Raw genomic sequence first — 15,302 nt, 5'->3', positions numbered from 1 at the left:
TTCACTCCCTTATCGTTTTTGAATACTTACTTGCGAGAGAAGAGCTTCAATATCTTCTTTTTCTGCAAGGTCATAGTTGAATGCTGTTGCACTACCTGAGGCAACTCCATATTGAAAAGCTCTTTGCATATCTTTCGTTTGATCCCACATCCCGATAAATCCAGCTACCAATGAATCACCGGCACCAGTGGAGTTCTTTACATGCCCTTTTGGAATAGTAGCTGTATAGACACCTTCGCGATTAATAAGGATAGCTCCTTCGCCTGCCATAGAGACAATCACATTTTGAGCACCTTGCTCGACAAGCATAGAACCGTAATGGATGGCATCCTTAATCGTTTCTACTTTTGTATCAAATATCTCTCCAAGTTCATGATGATTTGGTTTCACAAGAAAAGGGCGTTCTTTTACAACATCAAGTAAGGTTTTTCCACTTGCATCTACTACGACCTGGATTCCTTTTGCTGCATATTCTCTTGTTAGTTCCATATATAAATCAGGTGAAAGGGAAGGGGGAATACTGCCTGATAAAACGAGAATGTCATCAATGTTCATTTTTGAAAGCTTATGTCGAAGTTCATCCATTTTTTCAGCGCTTATGTTCGGACCCAATCCATTAATCTCTGTTTCCTGACTGGTTTTCAACTTAATATTAATACGGGAGTCCTCTTCCACCTGGATAAACTCTTCAGGTACGTTCTCACTTCTCAAAGCATCAAGAATGAATCCTCCTGGAAAACCACCGCTAAAACCAAGAGCGGTTGTTCTTGAACCGATTCGTTTGAGGATACGTGAAACATTTATTCCTTTCCCGCCTGGATATTTGGCCTCTTTATTCATCCTATTTAAACCGCCGAGCTCAAACTGCTCGACTTCTACAATGAAATCTACTGATGGATTTAGTGTCACGGTGTAGATCATGGTTTCACTACCTTTATCGTTGTATTCTTTTTATACTTAGCCAATTTGGCCGAATCTATCCCAGCCGTTATAATAGTTGCTTGATCTAATTCTGTTACTCTGGCAAAAGAAGTCTCATCAAACTTGCTGAAATCAGCTAAAACAAAAGCTTCCTTAGATAAATCGATGGCTGATCTTTTTAATATAGCTTCCTCAGGATCAGGGGTACTGAATCCCCAATCAGGGTGAATGCCGTTTATACCAAGAAAACATTTATCAAATCGGTAGTTGCTTATATTATTGATTGCCTGGCTCCCGATTAATGCATTTGTTGATTTTTTTATCCGACCACCGATTAAATAGGTAATAATATCGCTATCTTGGAGAGCGGTTGCTTGCATGATTCCATTTGTTACAACCGTAATGGCTTTGTTTTGGATGAATGGAACCATAGCAAGGGTTGTCGTACCAGCATCGAGATAAATACAATCACCCTCGTCAATCAAACTTGCAGCTATCCTGGCTATCGATTCTTTTTCCGTTAGCCTGGACGTTGATTTCTCCAAAATAGTTGGTTCAATACCACGTTTTTTTACAAGTTCAGCACCGCCATGTACTCTTTTCAAAATGGACATATCTTCGAGTTGGCTTAAATCACGACGAATCGTGGATTCAGATGTATGTAATTCTTTGACGAGTTCCTGTATTTTAATAAATCCATTGCGGTTAATTTTCTCGATGATATATTGCTGTCTTTCCGGTGTCAGCAATTCATCACCTCCTTAACGTTAAATATAATTTGTTTATTTTTAGAAAGCAATCAATATCAATCAAATTCAATCAAAAAGTTTCACTGTATCATCAAAATCTTTCACGGCTTATAAATAGTGAGTATTTAAAGTGGTTAAAATGAGTACAACGTTTGAATAGAATTTTGGTTATATAGGATCTTATTTTTGTGTTAATTTGATCGATATAGGGAAGAAGGATTTCATCTAGATAGATGAATAAAAGATAGGTTTAGTATAGTCAGATAGAGGTAAAAGATTTGCTCTATATCAAATAAAAGAGGAATATGTAATCTATAGATAGCCATGAAAAGGGGATTAGTATGAAGAAAATTGTCCTGTTTGACGGCGAATGTAATTTTTGTGATGCCAGTGTTCAATTTATCATTAAAAGGGATCCTCAAGGGATTTTTTCATTTGCCTCTCTGCAGAGTGATGTCGGTCAACAATTGGTAAAGGAATATCATGTCCCTGATGAAATCGACAGCATCATTTTAATTGATCCAGAACAACATAAATTCTATATCAAGTCTTCGGCAGCCTTACATATATGTAAGCGCCTATCCGGTTTGTGGAAGATTTTTTATCTATTTAAAGTTATACCAGGGTCCATTAGGGATAAGGTGTATGATATCATTGCGAGAAACAGAATTAAATGGTTTGGGAAGAAGGATCAATGTACACTGCCTTCACCGGAAATTCGGAAAAGATTTTTATGAAAGGTATACTTAAATTGACAAAAAAACCCACTTTCGTGACGAAAGTGGGTTTTTTGTTTGCTTAAAGAATGCCTTCTAACAATAATACCCGAGATGGAGCTGCATCAATTCCCACCAATTTCAGCGGGGCAGCGACCATAAAGTATTCACCTGCAGGGACATCTTTTAAGCGTAAACCTTCAATAACGATTACATCGTTTGTAAAAAGGGTTCTGTGTGTAGGATGTCCGGGTTGGGCGCGTTCCACACCAAGTCCATCAATGCCAACGCCATTAATGCCGATCTCAGAAACATGCTTTGCACCAGACTCGCCTAATGCGATAAATTCAAAATTGAATTCATCATCAAAAGAGTTTTTTGTTTTTAAAAGAATGAAGTCACCTTTTTCAATTGGGAGGGCCTCAAGATCTTCTTTTTCAACTAGCCCTGTTACATGCGTTAAATCAAACACTTTACACTTTCCAACCAAACGCTCCAGTCCAATTGTTTCAATAGTAGCACCGTCATTCATCATATGGAGCGGAGCATCTGTGTGAGTCCCAACATGGGCATCAAGGGTGATACGGGATTCAGTAACATGTCCATTTGTTACGGTGTTAAAAACAGGTTGTTTGTCCTCGATATTTTTGTAAACAGGCATTCCTGTATAAATTGGCATAGATACATCATAAATTTTCATGAGGTTCTAACGCTCCTTCTCCAGATTAAATTTCTTCTTCTTCTTCTTCAATGGCCCACCAATGGAAACCATCTCTTGCCAACAGTTCATCAGCACTATCAGGACCCATTGAACCGGATGAATAGTTAGGGAAACATTCAGCAGGCTCGCTTTCCCATGATTTTGAAATAACATCTGTGAATTTCCAGGACAGAGCTACTTCATCCCAATGAGAGAAGTTTGTTGCATCTCCGCGCATTGCATCAAATAGAAGACGTTCATAAGCTTCAGGTGTATTGAATCGATCATATTTAGAAGTTCTGAAGCTTAATTTAACAGGTGTTTTTCCGCCTTTTTTAGCATTCAGATGTAAGGTGATCCCTTCTTCAGGTTGGATGTTAATAACCAGTAAGTTAGGGTTTAGCTGTTCTTCTGTACGATAAAACAGATTCATTGGCACGTCCTTAAATTGAACAACAATCTGTGTTGATTTCGCCGCAAGCCGCTTACCCGTACGGATATAAAATGGTACGCCGGCCCATCTGAAATTATCAAACATCATTTTACCGGCCACATAGGTTTCTGTATTGGACTCTGGGTCAACCATGTTTTCAGAACGGTATGCTGGCAAGTGTTTATCACCAATTTGACCTTCGCCATATTGACCGCGTACAAAATAGTTATTCACTTCATCTTCCTTAAAAGGACGAAGGGCGCGAAGAACTTTTACTTTCTCGCTGCGAATTTCATCCGTTGTCAATTTGATTGGAGGCTCCATCGCTAACAAAGAGACAATCTGCATAATATGGTTTTGCACCATATCTCTAAGGGCGCCGCTGTTCTCGTAATATCTGCCTCTGTCTTCTACACCAAGTGTTTCCGTAGAGGTAATCTGAACATTGGCTATGTAATGATTATTCCAAAGTGGTTCAAAAAAGGCATTTGCAAAACGGATGACTTCGATATTTTGAACCATTTCTTTACCCAAATAATGATCTATACGGTAAATCTCGTCCTCAGAGAAGGAACAGCGAAGTTGATTATTAAGTTCTTCAGCTGATTTATAATCATGACCAAAAGGCTTTTCGATCACTAAGCGTTTATATCCGGCAGTGTTGGTTAATCCATCTTCTTTTAATCGAGTAGCAATTGGTCCAAAATATTCTGGTGCCATCGCAAGGTAAAAGAGACGATTTCCATTCAGCTCATATTTTTCATCTAATTTGTCTGCCAGAATGCGCAGTTCATGATAGGATACACTGATTTGGCTGACATCAAGTGATTGATAATAGAAATGCTCCGCAAATTCAAGTTTCTCTGATTCAGTGCCATGCTCACTGGAAATCGCTTCATGAATATGTTGTTTAAGACGGTCTGTTGTCCATTCCCGTCTACCAATACCAATGCAGGCAAAGTTTGATGATAGTCTGCCTTTAGTGTATAGACGATATAATGAAGGGAAAAGTTTCCGTTGCGCTAAATCTCCAGTAGCCCCAAATATCATTATTAATCCTGATTGTTTGTCAATAGTGGGCATGTCAGAACCTCTCCTTATGTCTTATTCTCGGTAATTACAATAGTTTATTTTATCTCTTATCGAATGGTTTATCAATGTATAGAATCCTGATTGGATTTATACTTTAGTTTACAGGTAACATTGCAGAAAATAAAATATTTTGTCGAGTTATTAAAAGAAGAAAAGATTTTCTCATACTCGTTAATGCTGAAAAAAGAGGAAGAGTGCTGTAATATAGATGTATCCAAATAGGTTGGAGGAATTAGATTGGAATTAGTATTTTTAGGGACAGGTGCCGGCATACCGGCTAAGCAGCGAAACGTATCCTCACTTGTTTTGCAGATGAATGAAGAGAGAGGGGCAAGCTGGATGTTTGATTGCGGAGAAGCGACTCAGCATCAAATATTGCGCACACCTGTAAAAACGAGAAAAATAGAGAAAATTTTTATCACTCATTTACATGGAGATCATATATATGGACTTCCCGGATTGCTTGGCAGCCGTTCATTCCAAGGGGGAGTTGAACCGCTGACAATTTATGGACCCGTGGGAATAAAGGAATATGTGGAAACATCCTTACGTTTAAGTCAAACACATTTAAAGTATAAGCTTTCTTTTCTGGAAATTCAGGAAGATGGTCTTTTATTCGAAGATGAGACATTCAGGGTAGAGGTATTGCCCTTGGACCATGCTATATTAAGCTACGGATACCGGATTATTGAGAAGGATAAACCGGGTGAATTAAGAGCAGATTTATTGAAAGAGGCAGGAATTCCGCCAGGACCCGTATACAGTAAACTTAAAAAAGGTGAGACTGTCCAATTGGAAGACGGTCGTATGATCAATGGAAAAGAATACATCGGCTCATCTAAACCGGGTCGCGTAATCACGATATTAGGAGACACACGGCCATGTGAAAACGCAGTAAATCTGGGACTACAGGCAGACTGTATCGTTCATGAAGCTACTTTTAAACAGGGGCAGGAAGATATGGCCATTGACTATTTTCATTCCACCACCATTCAGGCTGCAGAATGTGCGGTAAAAGCGAATGCCAAACGGTTAATCCTCACCCACATTAGTTCTAGATTCACTATGGATGATGAAATTGAACTCCTTAATGAGGCGAAAGCCATTTTTCCGAGTACAGAAATGGCCAGAGACTTTTCAGTTTTTAAGCTTTAATTAACATCAAATAAAATGGAGATAGCAGGGGGCGAGCCCTGCTATCTTTTTTTTCGTTTATTTGTTTTTAATTAAAATGGCTGTTCATCATTCACGACGTCCTCATTAAGAGCGTCATATAGGATGGTGCCATTTTCTGCTAAGATAATGTAATTGTCTGGATTTGCTGGGTTGAGCAGGAACACAGCATATTCTGGACCGAGTTGACTACTGACGTTAGCTAATGAGTCAACGAGAGCGTTCCAGTCATCCTTTGGCAATTCCCCAGAGAGAATCTTTGACATTTCTACAGCAAAGTTTGGGTCAGTCGGCAGGATGGTGAAGGCTTTCATCTCTGCCTTATACTCTACTGTGGCAATCCCTTTATAAGCGTCCTGGAGGATTGACAACGCGATTTGAGGGTCTATAGACTGTTCTGCCGGTGGGGCAGCTGGAGTCTCTTCCTTAGGTTCTTCTACTGCGGGTGGTGTCTCCTCTTTAGGTTCTTCTACTGCAGGTGGCGTCTCATCTTTGGGTTCATCTATTGCAGGAGCTTCTTCCTTTGTTTCAACCTTTGGCTCTTCCTTAGGCTGAACGTCTTCTTCGTTCCCGCAAGCAACCAATAGACCAACAAGACCAGCAATAAGAATCAATTTTTTCAATCTACATTCCTCCTTCTGAAATTACGTTATTCAGAGAGAGGCTGTTTGGCGAATTAAATTCGGCTTTTTTCCGCTGCTCAATCTAATGCATTTCTGTTACTTCTGGTAGGCTCCGCCTATTAATTAGGCGGTCATTAGTTCCTTGGAAAATTTTTGCGGAAGGAGCGGGTTGTGGATAAACCATAAAATTGTCCTAAATGGCCCTATCTAAAATGTGTATAAAAGATGGAAAATCAAGCGGAATTATCTTTATACATTCCTGTATATTGAATGCTTAAGAACATATAACATAAAAGGATAGTATATATAGAAAAATAGTAGAGGTGACTATTCCTCATTATCCGAATTAGTGACTAATTTTTATTCGAATGAGGGTATAATTTTAATAGAGTAATAGGAATGAATCAGTTAGAAGCATTAATAATAATGAGAGAGGTGAATAGAATTTTGGAAGAACTATTAGAGTTAGCCATCAACTTAGCTAAAACATATCATAATGGTCAATTTGATAAAGGAGGCAATCCATATATTGGTCATCCACTAGCTGTGATGAATAGGTTAAATACGACAGAAGAGAAAATTGTCGGGGTATTACATGATATCGTTGAAGACACTGAAGTTACATTTGAAAAATTGAGGGAATATGGCTTTCCGGAAAATATTATATCGGGGATAGATTCTGTAACAAGAAGGGAAGGAGAATCGAGAGATGCATTTATCTATCGTGCTAAACTAAACGAGCTTGGCCGCTCAGTTAAAGTCGCAGACTTAATAGAGAATAGTGATTTATCCAGAATACCTAATCCACAGGAAAAGGATTATAAACGCTTAGAAAAGTATCAAAGAGAAATTAAACTATTAACAGAAGATAATTGGATATATAAAGATGGTGCATGGACTAAAAATCATTGATAGAAGAACCAGGGCATGGCAGCCAAGTATCTCAATGTGCATATGAAACTGGTTTCAATTCCTGGATTTAATCAGATTCAGAATCATGAGTGGATAATCAAATCCTAACTCCATTTAAACTGTCTCCTATAGCTGGACATCTATAAGTGTCTGGTGTTAGGGGGCGGTTTCTTTTTATGTGTTGTTCTTTCCTTTTACCCGTTAAATTCATATCTATGATCCTTTAAATCGGATCTTATAAAAAGAATGAACAAGAGCGATTATATGAGTCTGTTAGATAAACGGGTTTTCCAAATGGTTATAATCTTGAATTATACTTTTTATGATTTTTTTTACATTTTTAGGTTGAAAGAATCAGATGGAATGGTTCTATATTGATATATGGAACAGTGAGTATGGTTTACAAGAATTCCTTTATATGGAATAAACAACGTCTATTTTCCTTGAAAATGGCAAAATGAACTATTTTTTCGTTAGGAAACTACTGTGAAATGCAAGGATAGTACTTTAAGAGCAAATGTAATAAGCTCCCTTGACGGTCTAGGAAAAGATAGCTATCATTTCTAGTGTAACCAATTGATAATGATTATCATTATCAACATTAAGGTAGATTGATATGGAGTCTGATATGGAGCCAAGCAATCTTTACATAGGACTGTAAATGAAAAAGGGAGTGTTGAATTGGATTTCCAGGAATTAAAAGGGAAAGTTGCACTTGTTACGGGGGGAGCCAAAGGAATTGGAGGGACTCTTATCCAAAGATTGGCCAACTTGGGAGTTAAAGTTGCTGTGGTAGATCATAGTGAGGAGATATTACATTTACATGTTAACCGTCTACAGGAACAGGGATTGCAGGTGTTCGCGTTTACTGCAGATGTGGGGGACAGTAAAGCAATTGATGGAATTGTAGAGAAGGTAGAAAGCGAAATTGGAGCAATTGAATTGTTGGTGAATGTAGCAGGTACCCTGTCCAGTGGACCTATACAATCATTTAGTGATCAAGATTGGGCGAGAACATTTTCGGTGAATACCACAGGAGTATTTCATGTTTCCAGGGCCGTAAGCCGTTACATGATATCAAGGAAAAAAGGTTCCGTTGTCACAGTCGGCTCTAATGCTGCGAGTGTACCAAGAATATCTATGGCAGCCTATTCTGCATCAAAAGCAGCATCGGTCATGTTTACAAAATGTTTGGGCTTGGAGCTTGCAGAGTATAATATTCGCTGCAATATTGTTTCTCCTGGCTCAACTGATACAGATATGCAACGATCTCTTTGGACCGATGATAATGGGGCTGAATTAATGATTAACGGTAATCTTGAATCCTTTAAAGTCGGGATTCCGCTGAAAAAGATTGCTGAGACGGAGAATATTGTGGATGTCATTTTATTTTTCTTATCTGATCAATCAAGCCATATTACGATGAGTAATCTTGTCGTCGATGGCGGTGCGACTTTAGGAGCAAGCTAAGTTTATTAATTATATTTTGAATATTTAAATCATCTACATAGGGGGATGGGCAACATGGCAAGTAAACAAGTAGTAGCAGAAGTGGTAATAGATCAGGGGCCTTTGGAAGATTATCAAGTCGGTGATTTTTTCATTGAGACACCAAAACGAACTATTTTGGGAAAAGGAATTTTCATGCAGGTCCCATCGGATGAGGAACACGATAACCAAATGGAGGGGCTTGCAAAAAGAACGCTCCTAACCCTGAAAAAGGCGAAAGAACAGGGGCATCCGCAACCTATTGTGACTGGAGCGGTTCCATTTGACCATCATAAAAAAGCATGCTTACATGTCCCGGAAATAGTTCAATTTGCTCCTTCTTTTCAGAGTGTGGCAAGGGAAGAAACTTATTCAGCTCCTGTAAGCATCAATAAGGTGTCTTCGATTCCAGTGCCTGAACAATATATGAATGGAGTGAGTTTAGGAATAGAAAAAATTCAGCACGGTGAGCTAGACAAAATCGTACTTTCCCGCTCATTAGAGCTTAGCTCTAATGAACCCATACATATTCCACAGCTTTTAGGCAATCTAGCTCGACAAAACAAATACGGATACACTTTTGCAACGGATATTACATCCGGAGAACAAAGATCCACATTGATTGGCGCTAGTCCGGAGTTACTAGTTTCAAGAGAGGGAATGGAAGTAATTGCGAATCCGTTGGCAGGTTCAAGACCAAGAAGTAATGATCCAATAGAGGACCAAAGAAGAGCTGAAGAGCTTCTTTCCTCTTCAAAGGACCTTCATGAGCATGCTGTAGTAGTAGAAGCGGTGGTAAGGGCATTGACCCCATATTTCAAAACCATTGAGTTTTCGGAAACGCCTTCGTTGATTACTACCGAAACAATGTGGCATCTTTCCACCATCATAAAGGGAGTGTTACTAGATCCTGAGATTTCATCGCTTGATTTGGCCGTTGCCTTACATCCTACGCCGGCTGTCTGTGGTTCTCCAACTGAGAAGGCAAGACAAGCAATTGCCGAAATTGAACCATTTGATCGCAACTTCTTCACCGGGATGATTGGTTGGTGTGATGCGGAAGGGGATGGAGAGTGGATCGTGACGATTCGTTGTGCCGAGGCACAAGAGCATACCTTGCGATTATTTGCGGGCGCTGGTGTTGTCAGTGCGTCCAAGCCGGAAGAGGAATTGGCAGAAACAGAGGCTAAATTCCAGACCATGCTTCGTGCCATGCGGATTAACACAGGACAGTTTGATAGAAACTAAACTAAGGAATCAGGTCATATGCTTAAATGGCCGAATGTCCTGGATAATGAAAAGTGCAATTAACGCTTCGCTTATAAAAGATAATAAGGAGTGATTCGGGTGGCTATACCAGCTATCTCTTCATATAAAATGCCAAAAGAAACAAATCTTCCAAAAAACAAAGTGCCATGGATGGTTAATCCAGATAGGTCGGTTCTATTGATTCATGACATGCAGCAATACTTTATTGATTACTACAAGCAAGATGCCTCACCTATCCCGGAATTGATAGCCCATACAAAAGCCATTAAAAATAGATGCAGCGAACTAGGAATTCCAGTCGTTTATACTGCACAGCCGGGCAATCAAAAAGCCGAAGACAGGGCTTTACTAACTGATTTTTGGGGAACAGGTCTTAAAGACAATCCAAACCAAACTAAAGTGATTGATGAATTGGCACCGGGTAAGAATGATCTTGTACTGACAAAATGGCGCTACAGTGCATTTAAGAAAACGAATCTATTAGAAATAATGACCGAACAAGGGCGTGACCAGCTAATCATCTGTGGTGTCTATGCCCATATTGGTTGTCTCATGACAGCGGGAGAGGCCTTCATGTCAGACATACAGCCGTTTTTCGTTGCAGATGCAGTGGCCGATTTTTCACTGGAAGAGCATAAGATGGCGATTAAATATGTAACGGAACGTTGTGCAGCTGTTTTTTCAACAGCCCAGATTCTCGACCAACTAAAGGGAGAGAATACTGACGAAGCAGAAATTGTACAGAAATCGACCATCACTTCTTGGTGAAACGCAAATAAAGTGAAGAAGGTCTGTCAGAGGAGTCTCTGACAGATTTTTCCTTTTATTCATTTTACTATATATTCTGCGTATGAATTCCGGTGTCAAAACATCTGATTTATGTTATGTTAATGCTTCATAATAATAGATCTTACTATAGTATGTTTCAAGTTCCCATAAGGAAGGAAAGGAGCCTTTCACTTTCAGAAAAATATACTCTGTTACAGGTTTTGATTCAACTGACTAGGGAGTGTTAGGTATAGCAAACGAATGAATGAACAGGTTAAATTTCAAACAAAAAAGAACGTTCTTCTGGGATGTGGTAATTTCACTCCAATCCCAAAAGATGTTCTTCTTGTCAAAGCAGATATGTCTATGTTTATAGCAATTAAAGAACTCGTTATAATTTAAATTTTGCCACTTGTTCCTGCAGCTCTGATGAAAGCTGCGATAAAGAATTTGAAGAGAGGCTGATTTCTTCGGTAGCGGCGAGCTGCTCTTCTGTTGTAGCCGCTATATTGTTTGTGTGCACGGATACGCTCGATATATCTTCAGCCACTTGATTAATGGCATCTGATACAAGATTGGAGCTGGCCGAAATTTGTTGCACAGAAGCAGCCATGCTGTTCACTTCTTTTTCCATTTGAATCATGTAAGCTACAATTTCTTTAAATGATTCTTCCGTATCATGGATTACGGAAATCCCTTCCTCAACTTCCACCTTTACTTGATACATCGATGAAATCGAACCTTCCATATTTAATTGAATATCTTTGATCAACTCAACTATTTGACTGGAAGAAGCCTGTGATTGTTCGGCGAGCTTTCGAACTTCATCGGCAACGACAGCAAAGCCTTTCCCATGTTCTCCTGCTCGGGCTGCTTCAATGGCTGCGTTTAACGCCAGTAAATTTGTCTGATCGGCAATAGCAGAAATTGTCCCGGAGATTTTGCTGATTTCACTTGAGCTTGAATCCAGTATTTTTAATATGCTTTCGCTTTCATTAGCCTTCGTATAAATAAATTCAATCTGCTGAGTGGTTTTAGAGAGCAATTCATTTCCTTGATTGGCTTTTGAGACTACTTTACTGCCTGTTTCAGATATTTCATTTGATACACCAGCCAAACGGTGAATGGAGGTGGTCACTTCTTCGAGAGCGCTTACACTTTCCTGCAAACGAGTGTTGGCAGAATCAGAAACATCGGCAACATAGCTTATTGAATGGGATACTTCTTCTGTGCCATGGGTTGTTTCTTCCGTGCTCGCGGTCAGTTCCTCGGATGCTTTTGCCACCTGTTCAGTAGAATGATTAACTTGTATGATTAGTAGTTTTGTATTTTCGACCATCGTATTGAAATCATTGACGAGCTCTCCTAATTCATCCGTACGTGTATTCTTTAATGGCGGAATCGAAAAATCGCCTGTTGCAATACGATTTAACCCGGTACTAACCTGTGAGATTGGTTTAGCAATTCGGCCGGAAAAGAAATAAGCGCTGCAACCGGCAATAATAATGGAGCCAAGTGAAATAGCGGCCACTACCCAGGCTAGAAAGGAAGATTTAGCTGTCATCTCTGTTACAGGTATACTGGAGATGATGGTCCATTCCCAGTAAGGTTCTGTTTTTACATAGGCGATTTTTTCAATATCACCACTCTTTGAATAATACGAAATGAAGTCTCCTTTAACTCCTTTTTCTAGAATCATGTCCTCAGCTGTTTTGCCATCAGTGGTTTTAAGATTTTCATAATCGAGTTGGTCATCCTTGGTATATAAGGTGAGAGTTCCTTCACGATCGATTGCTGATATTTCCCCATCCTCTCCAAAATCATAGCCTTTAAAAACTTGCTCTTCCTCTCCGGAAATTTCATCCCTTAGTTGTTGCTGGGCATCTTCTGCAGTGATATATCCCGCGTTAAATTGCTTGTGTAATAGGCCTATCATGCCGATTGTCATTTCCGTGCTGGTTTGGAGATTCTCTTTTTCTGTTTCAATCAGTTGATCCTTTGATATAAAAAATATACTGATGCCAATCACAATAACAGGAATAATTAAGGTTAATAAAGTCAAACTTAATAATTTAATCTTGATTGATTGGGTTTTTTTCTTTTTCAATATATTTTCCTCCTGTCCATTAGAAACGTAATAATGCTCTACAATTAGTTATCGGCATTCCATTATGGCGCCTTAATAATAAAATGTGTAATTATTATGAAAACTAAATTATTATTTTTTGAACTTGTAAGAAAGGGTAATTACTTATTATAGATTTATTTTCTGAGCGGACAAGACGTGCATTTTTAGGAAGATTGGAATGGGAGAGGAAAGAGTGGCTGGGAGTTGAAATGATAAGTATAGATTACCGTTAACTTTTTCAATTTTTACAGTTACAAAAGGAAAAAGCATCGTTAGGTATAAAAAACGATGCCTTTTCTGATGGTATTTAAATGTTTAGATTCTTTTTGGTCTATGTTAGTAGGAAATTACCAACCACGTTTGTATGGTTCAGGCACTTCGACCGTAGTACGCAGTTCCTTTGCAATATTTTTTGGCCAATAGGGATCGCGTAATAACTCTCTGCCAATAAAAATAAGGTCCGCACGGTTGTTTTGTAAGATTTCTTCGGCTTGTACACCAGATGTAATCAATCCAACGGCACCTGTTGCAATATCCGCTCCATGTTTAATGGTCTCACTCATTGGAACCTGGTAGCCTGGAAAGCTTGGTACTGGAACTGACATAACACCACCGGAGCTAACATCAATTAGATCGATACCGTCTTCTTTCATCCAGCGAGCATATTGAATATAATCCTCCGGCTCATAACCATCTTCGTGATAATCCTTTGCAGAAATTCGGACGAACAGCGGTCCATCAAAGACAGACTTAACAGCTTGAATAATTTCTTTCAGGAAGCGATAACGGTTTTCAGCTGTACCGCCATATTCATCTGTACGAGTATTGATTGCAGGAGTCAGGAATTCATTAATTAAGTATCCATGAGCACCATGAATCTCAATCACTTCAAAGCCTGCTTTTTGGGCACGAATGGCAGCTTGTTTAAAGGCTTCCACTGTTTCCGCAATATTTTCCTTCGTCATTTCTTTAGGGGTTTTCATTTTATTATTAAATGGTACAGCAACCGGTGCGATGATTTCTCCCTCGAGTTCAGCTTTTCGACCTGCATGAGCGAGCTGAATTCCAGGAATTGTACCATGTTCTTTCATCATAGTGGTTAGAGTATGTAAACCGTCAATGTGTTCGTCGCTCCAGATTCCTAAATCACGATCTGATATCCGTCCCTCGGGAGAAACAGCGGTTGCTTCTACAATAATTAGGCCAACCTGGCCGACAGCACGACTAGTATAATGAGTTGTATGCCAGTTTTGTACTTTTCCATCACATTCGTGGCTGGAATACATGCACATAGGTGCCATAACAATCCGATTTTTAAGAGTCGTATTTTTAATCGTGTATGGTTCAAACAATAAAGATTTATTCATAAATGACAACTCCTTTCAATCCCTAGTATAACAATTGGAATTAAGGTAAGACCAATCTAATGCTTCAAATAAAAGGGAGAGAGCATGTGTTACGGGAATACCCGAGAACATGCTCCCCATCTTACTTAGTAGCCGTAGCTGCTGCCTCCAACATAAGAAGCACCAACAATTACCAACAAGATGAAAAGTACAACAATGAAAGCAAAGCCTCCTACACCTTTATTACCATAAGAATCACTCAATACAGACACCTCCTGTCCAAAAGCTGCTGCAAGGGAAAAGTATTCCCTTACACTTACAACATATGGCTTTACTTCGAAAGTGGATTGGACAAAAACCAAAGTTGAGAAAGCCTAATTTATTGGAATTATTATACGGTAAGGAAACTGGTGGGCTTATAATGTTGGAATGAGAACTTCATTGATAGGATGGTGGTCATAGCAAGGTTGGTTTCAATCGATTTAGGTACATATTTAGAGGGGAGAAAGCTATGAGAAATAGAAGCTCGGTGGTCATCATAGAAAACGAAAAAGTTGTACTTATTCAGAGGAATTGGAATGGTTCTGTTTATTATGTCTTCCCAGGTGGTGGTATAGAAAATGGTGAAGAACTAAAACTGGCAGCTAAAAGAGAGGCATTGGAAGAACTGGGTGTTGAAGTAAGCGTTAAAGAGTGTTTATCGGAAGTCGAATTTGATGGAAGCAGTCAGTTCTTCTTCCGAGCAGAGATAGTAACTGGAACCATATCCAAGGGAAAGGGGGAAGAATATACAGACGAAACAAGAGGCAGAGGAACGTACTTGCCAGTCTGGGTGCATCTAGAGAAGTTAGCATCTATTGATGTACGACCGAGCGAAGTTGCTGCAAAGATTCAATCCATCTATCATTTAAAATGACCATGATCAGAAGGGGGGAATCCCATAGATTTGGGTTTTCCCTTCTGATCATGTGTTTTTTAAGAGGA

General features: G+C 39.3%; 14 protein-coding genes and 1 pseudogene. 7 read left to right on the top strand and 8 right to left on the bottom strand.

The window, feature by feature from the left end:
- Window positions 1-9: 9 nt before the first annotated feature.
- Together pfkB and AC58NB_RS12040 are read right to left on the bottom strand one after the other, a co-directional pair.
- On the bottom strand, window positions 10-921 hold the full coding sequence (pfkB, locus tag AC58NB_RS12045) for a 1-phosphofructokinase (protein WP_497427083.1): 912 nt from the start codon (window positions 919-921) through the stop codon (window positions 10-12).
- Entirely contained in the window at window positions 918-1,670 is a 753-nt protein-coding gene (locus AC58NB_RS12040; RefSeq protein WP_497427082.1) for a DeoR/GlpR family DNA-binding transcription regulator, read from the bottom strand. The genes pfkB and AC58NB_RS12040 overlap by 4 nt, the downstream gene beginning before the upstream one ends.
- Before the next feature lie 341 nt (window positions 1,671-2,011).
- Here AC58NB_RS12040 and AC58NB_RS12035 point away from each other — a divergent pair, with 341 nt between their 5' ends.
- Window positions 2,012-2,407 (top strand): thiol-disulfide oxidoreductase DCC family protein, encoded by a 396-nt coding sequence (locus AC58NB_RS12035; protein WP_497427081.1) that lies wholly within the window; start codon window positions 2,012-2,014, stop codon window positions 2,405-2,407.
- A gap of 61 nt (window positions 2,408-2,468) precedes the next feature.
- On the opposite strand, the gene AC58NB_RS12030 is transcribed toward AC58NB_RS12035, so the two are convergent.
- Together AC58NB_RS12030 and zwf are read right to left on the bottom strand one after the other, a co-directional pair.
- On the bottom strand, window positions 2,469-3,086 hold the full coding sequence (locus AC58NB_RS12030; RefSeq protein ID WP_497427080.1) for a cyclase family protein: 618 nt from the start codon (window positions 3,084-3,086) through the stop codon (window positions 2,469-2,471).
- Between the two features lie 25 nt (window positions 3,087-3,111).
- A complete protein-coding gene (zwf, locus tag AC58NB_RS12025; RefSeq protein ID WP_497427079.1) occupies window positions 3,112-4,602 on the bottom strand; it encodes a glucose-6-phosphate dehydrogenase in 1,491 nt (496 codons plus the stop codon).
- 246 nt (window positions 4,603-4,848) lie between these two features.
- Here zwf and rnz point away from each other — a divergent pair, with 246 nt between their 5' ends.
- On the top strand, window positions 4,849-5,766 hold the full coding sequence (rnz, locus tag AC58NB_RS12020; RefSeq protein ID WP_497427078.1) for a ribonuclease Z: 918 nt from the start codon (window positions 4,849-4,851) through the stop codon (window positions 5,764-5,766).
- 71 nt (window positions 5,767-5,837) lie between these two features.
- Here rnz and AC58NB_RS12015 read toward each other — a convergent pair whose 3' ends face one another.
- Window positions 5,838-6,368, bottom strand: coding sequence for a hypothetical protein (locus AC58NB_RS12015; RefSeq protein ID WP_497427077.1), 531 nt, complete (start codon window positions 6,366-6,368; stop codon window positions 5,838-5,840).
- A gap of 438 nt (window positions 6,369-6,806) precedes the next feature.
- Here AC58NB_RS12015 and AC58NB_RS12010 point away from each other — a divergent pair, with 438 nt between their 5' ends.
- The 4 genes and pseudogenes from AC58NB_RS12010 to AC58NB_RS11995 all read left to right on the top strand — a co-directional run.
- Complete coding sequence (locus tag AC58NB_RS12010; protein ID WP_497427076.1) at window positions 6,807-7,319, top strand: GTP pyrophosphokinase; 513 nt, start codon at window positions 6,807-6,809, stop codon at window positions 7,317-7,319.
- Between the two features lie 681 nt (window positions 7,320-8,000).
- The gene (locus AC58NB_RS12005) at window positions 8,001-8,789 is read left to right on the top strand and encodes a 2,3-dihydro-2,3-dihydroxybenzoate dehydrogenase (protein ID WP_497427075.1); all 789 of its coding nucleotides are present in this window, start codon (window positions 8,001-8,003) and stop codon (window positions 8,787-8,789) included.
- A 54-nt stretch (window positions 8,790-8,843) separates the two neighbouring features.
- Window positions 8,844-10,055, top strand: a complete 1,212-nt coding sequence (dhbC, locus tag AC58NB_RS12000) for an isochorismate synthase DhbC (RefSeq protein ID WP_497427074.1) — start codon at window positions 8,844-8,846, stop codon at window positions 10,053-10,055.
- 99 nt (window positions 10,056-10,154) lie between these two features.
- Window positions 10,155-10,811 (top strand): annotated as a pseudogene (locus AC58NB_RS11995) (isochorismatase family protein); the annotation flags it as partial.
- A gap of 424 nt (window positions 10,812-11,235) precedes the next feature.
- Here AC58NB_RS11995 and AC58NB_RS11990 read toward each other — a convergent pair.
- The 3 genes from AC58NB_RS11990 to AC58NB_RS11980 form a co-directional block, all read right to left on the bottom strand.
- Window positions 11,236-12,951 carry a methyl-accepting chemotaxis protein gene (locus AC58NB_RS11990; RefSeq protein WP_497427073.1) on the bottom strand — a complete coding sequence of 572 codons (1,716 nt, stop codon included), beginning with the start codon at window positions 12,949-12,951 and terminating at the stop codon, window positions 11,236-11,238.
- A 368-nt stretch (window positions 12,952-13,319) separates the two neighbouring features.
- A complete protein-coding gene (gene namA, locus AC58NB_RS11985; protein ID WP_497427072.1) occupies window positions 13,320-14,339 on the bottom strand; it encodes an NADPH dehydrogenase NamA in 1,020 nt (339 codons plus the stop codon).
- Window positions 14,340-14,464: 125 nt separating this feature from the next.
- On the bottom strand, window positions 14,465-14,581 hold the full coding sequence (locus tag AC58NB_RS11980; protein WP_497427071.1) for a YjcZ family sporulation protein: 117 nt from the start codon (window positions 14,579-14,581) through the stop codon (window positions 14,465-14,467).
- 248 nt (window positions 14,582-14,829) lie between these two features.
- Here AC58NB_RS11980 and AC58NB_RS11975 point away from each other — a divergent pair, with 248 nt between their 5' ends.
- Window positions 14,830-15,234 (top strand): NUDIX hydrolase, encoded by a 405-nt coding sequence (locus tag AC58NB_RS11975; protein WP_497427070.1) that lies wholly within the window; start codon window positions 14,830-14,832, stop codon window positions 15,232-15,234.
- Window positions 15,235-15,302 lie beyond the last annotated feature (68 nt).

This window comes from Pradoshia sp. TA40_28, assembly GCF_059694525.1.
This window is presented reverse-complemented; position numbering and strand designations above follow the sequence as displayed.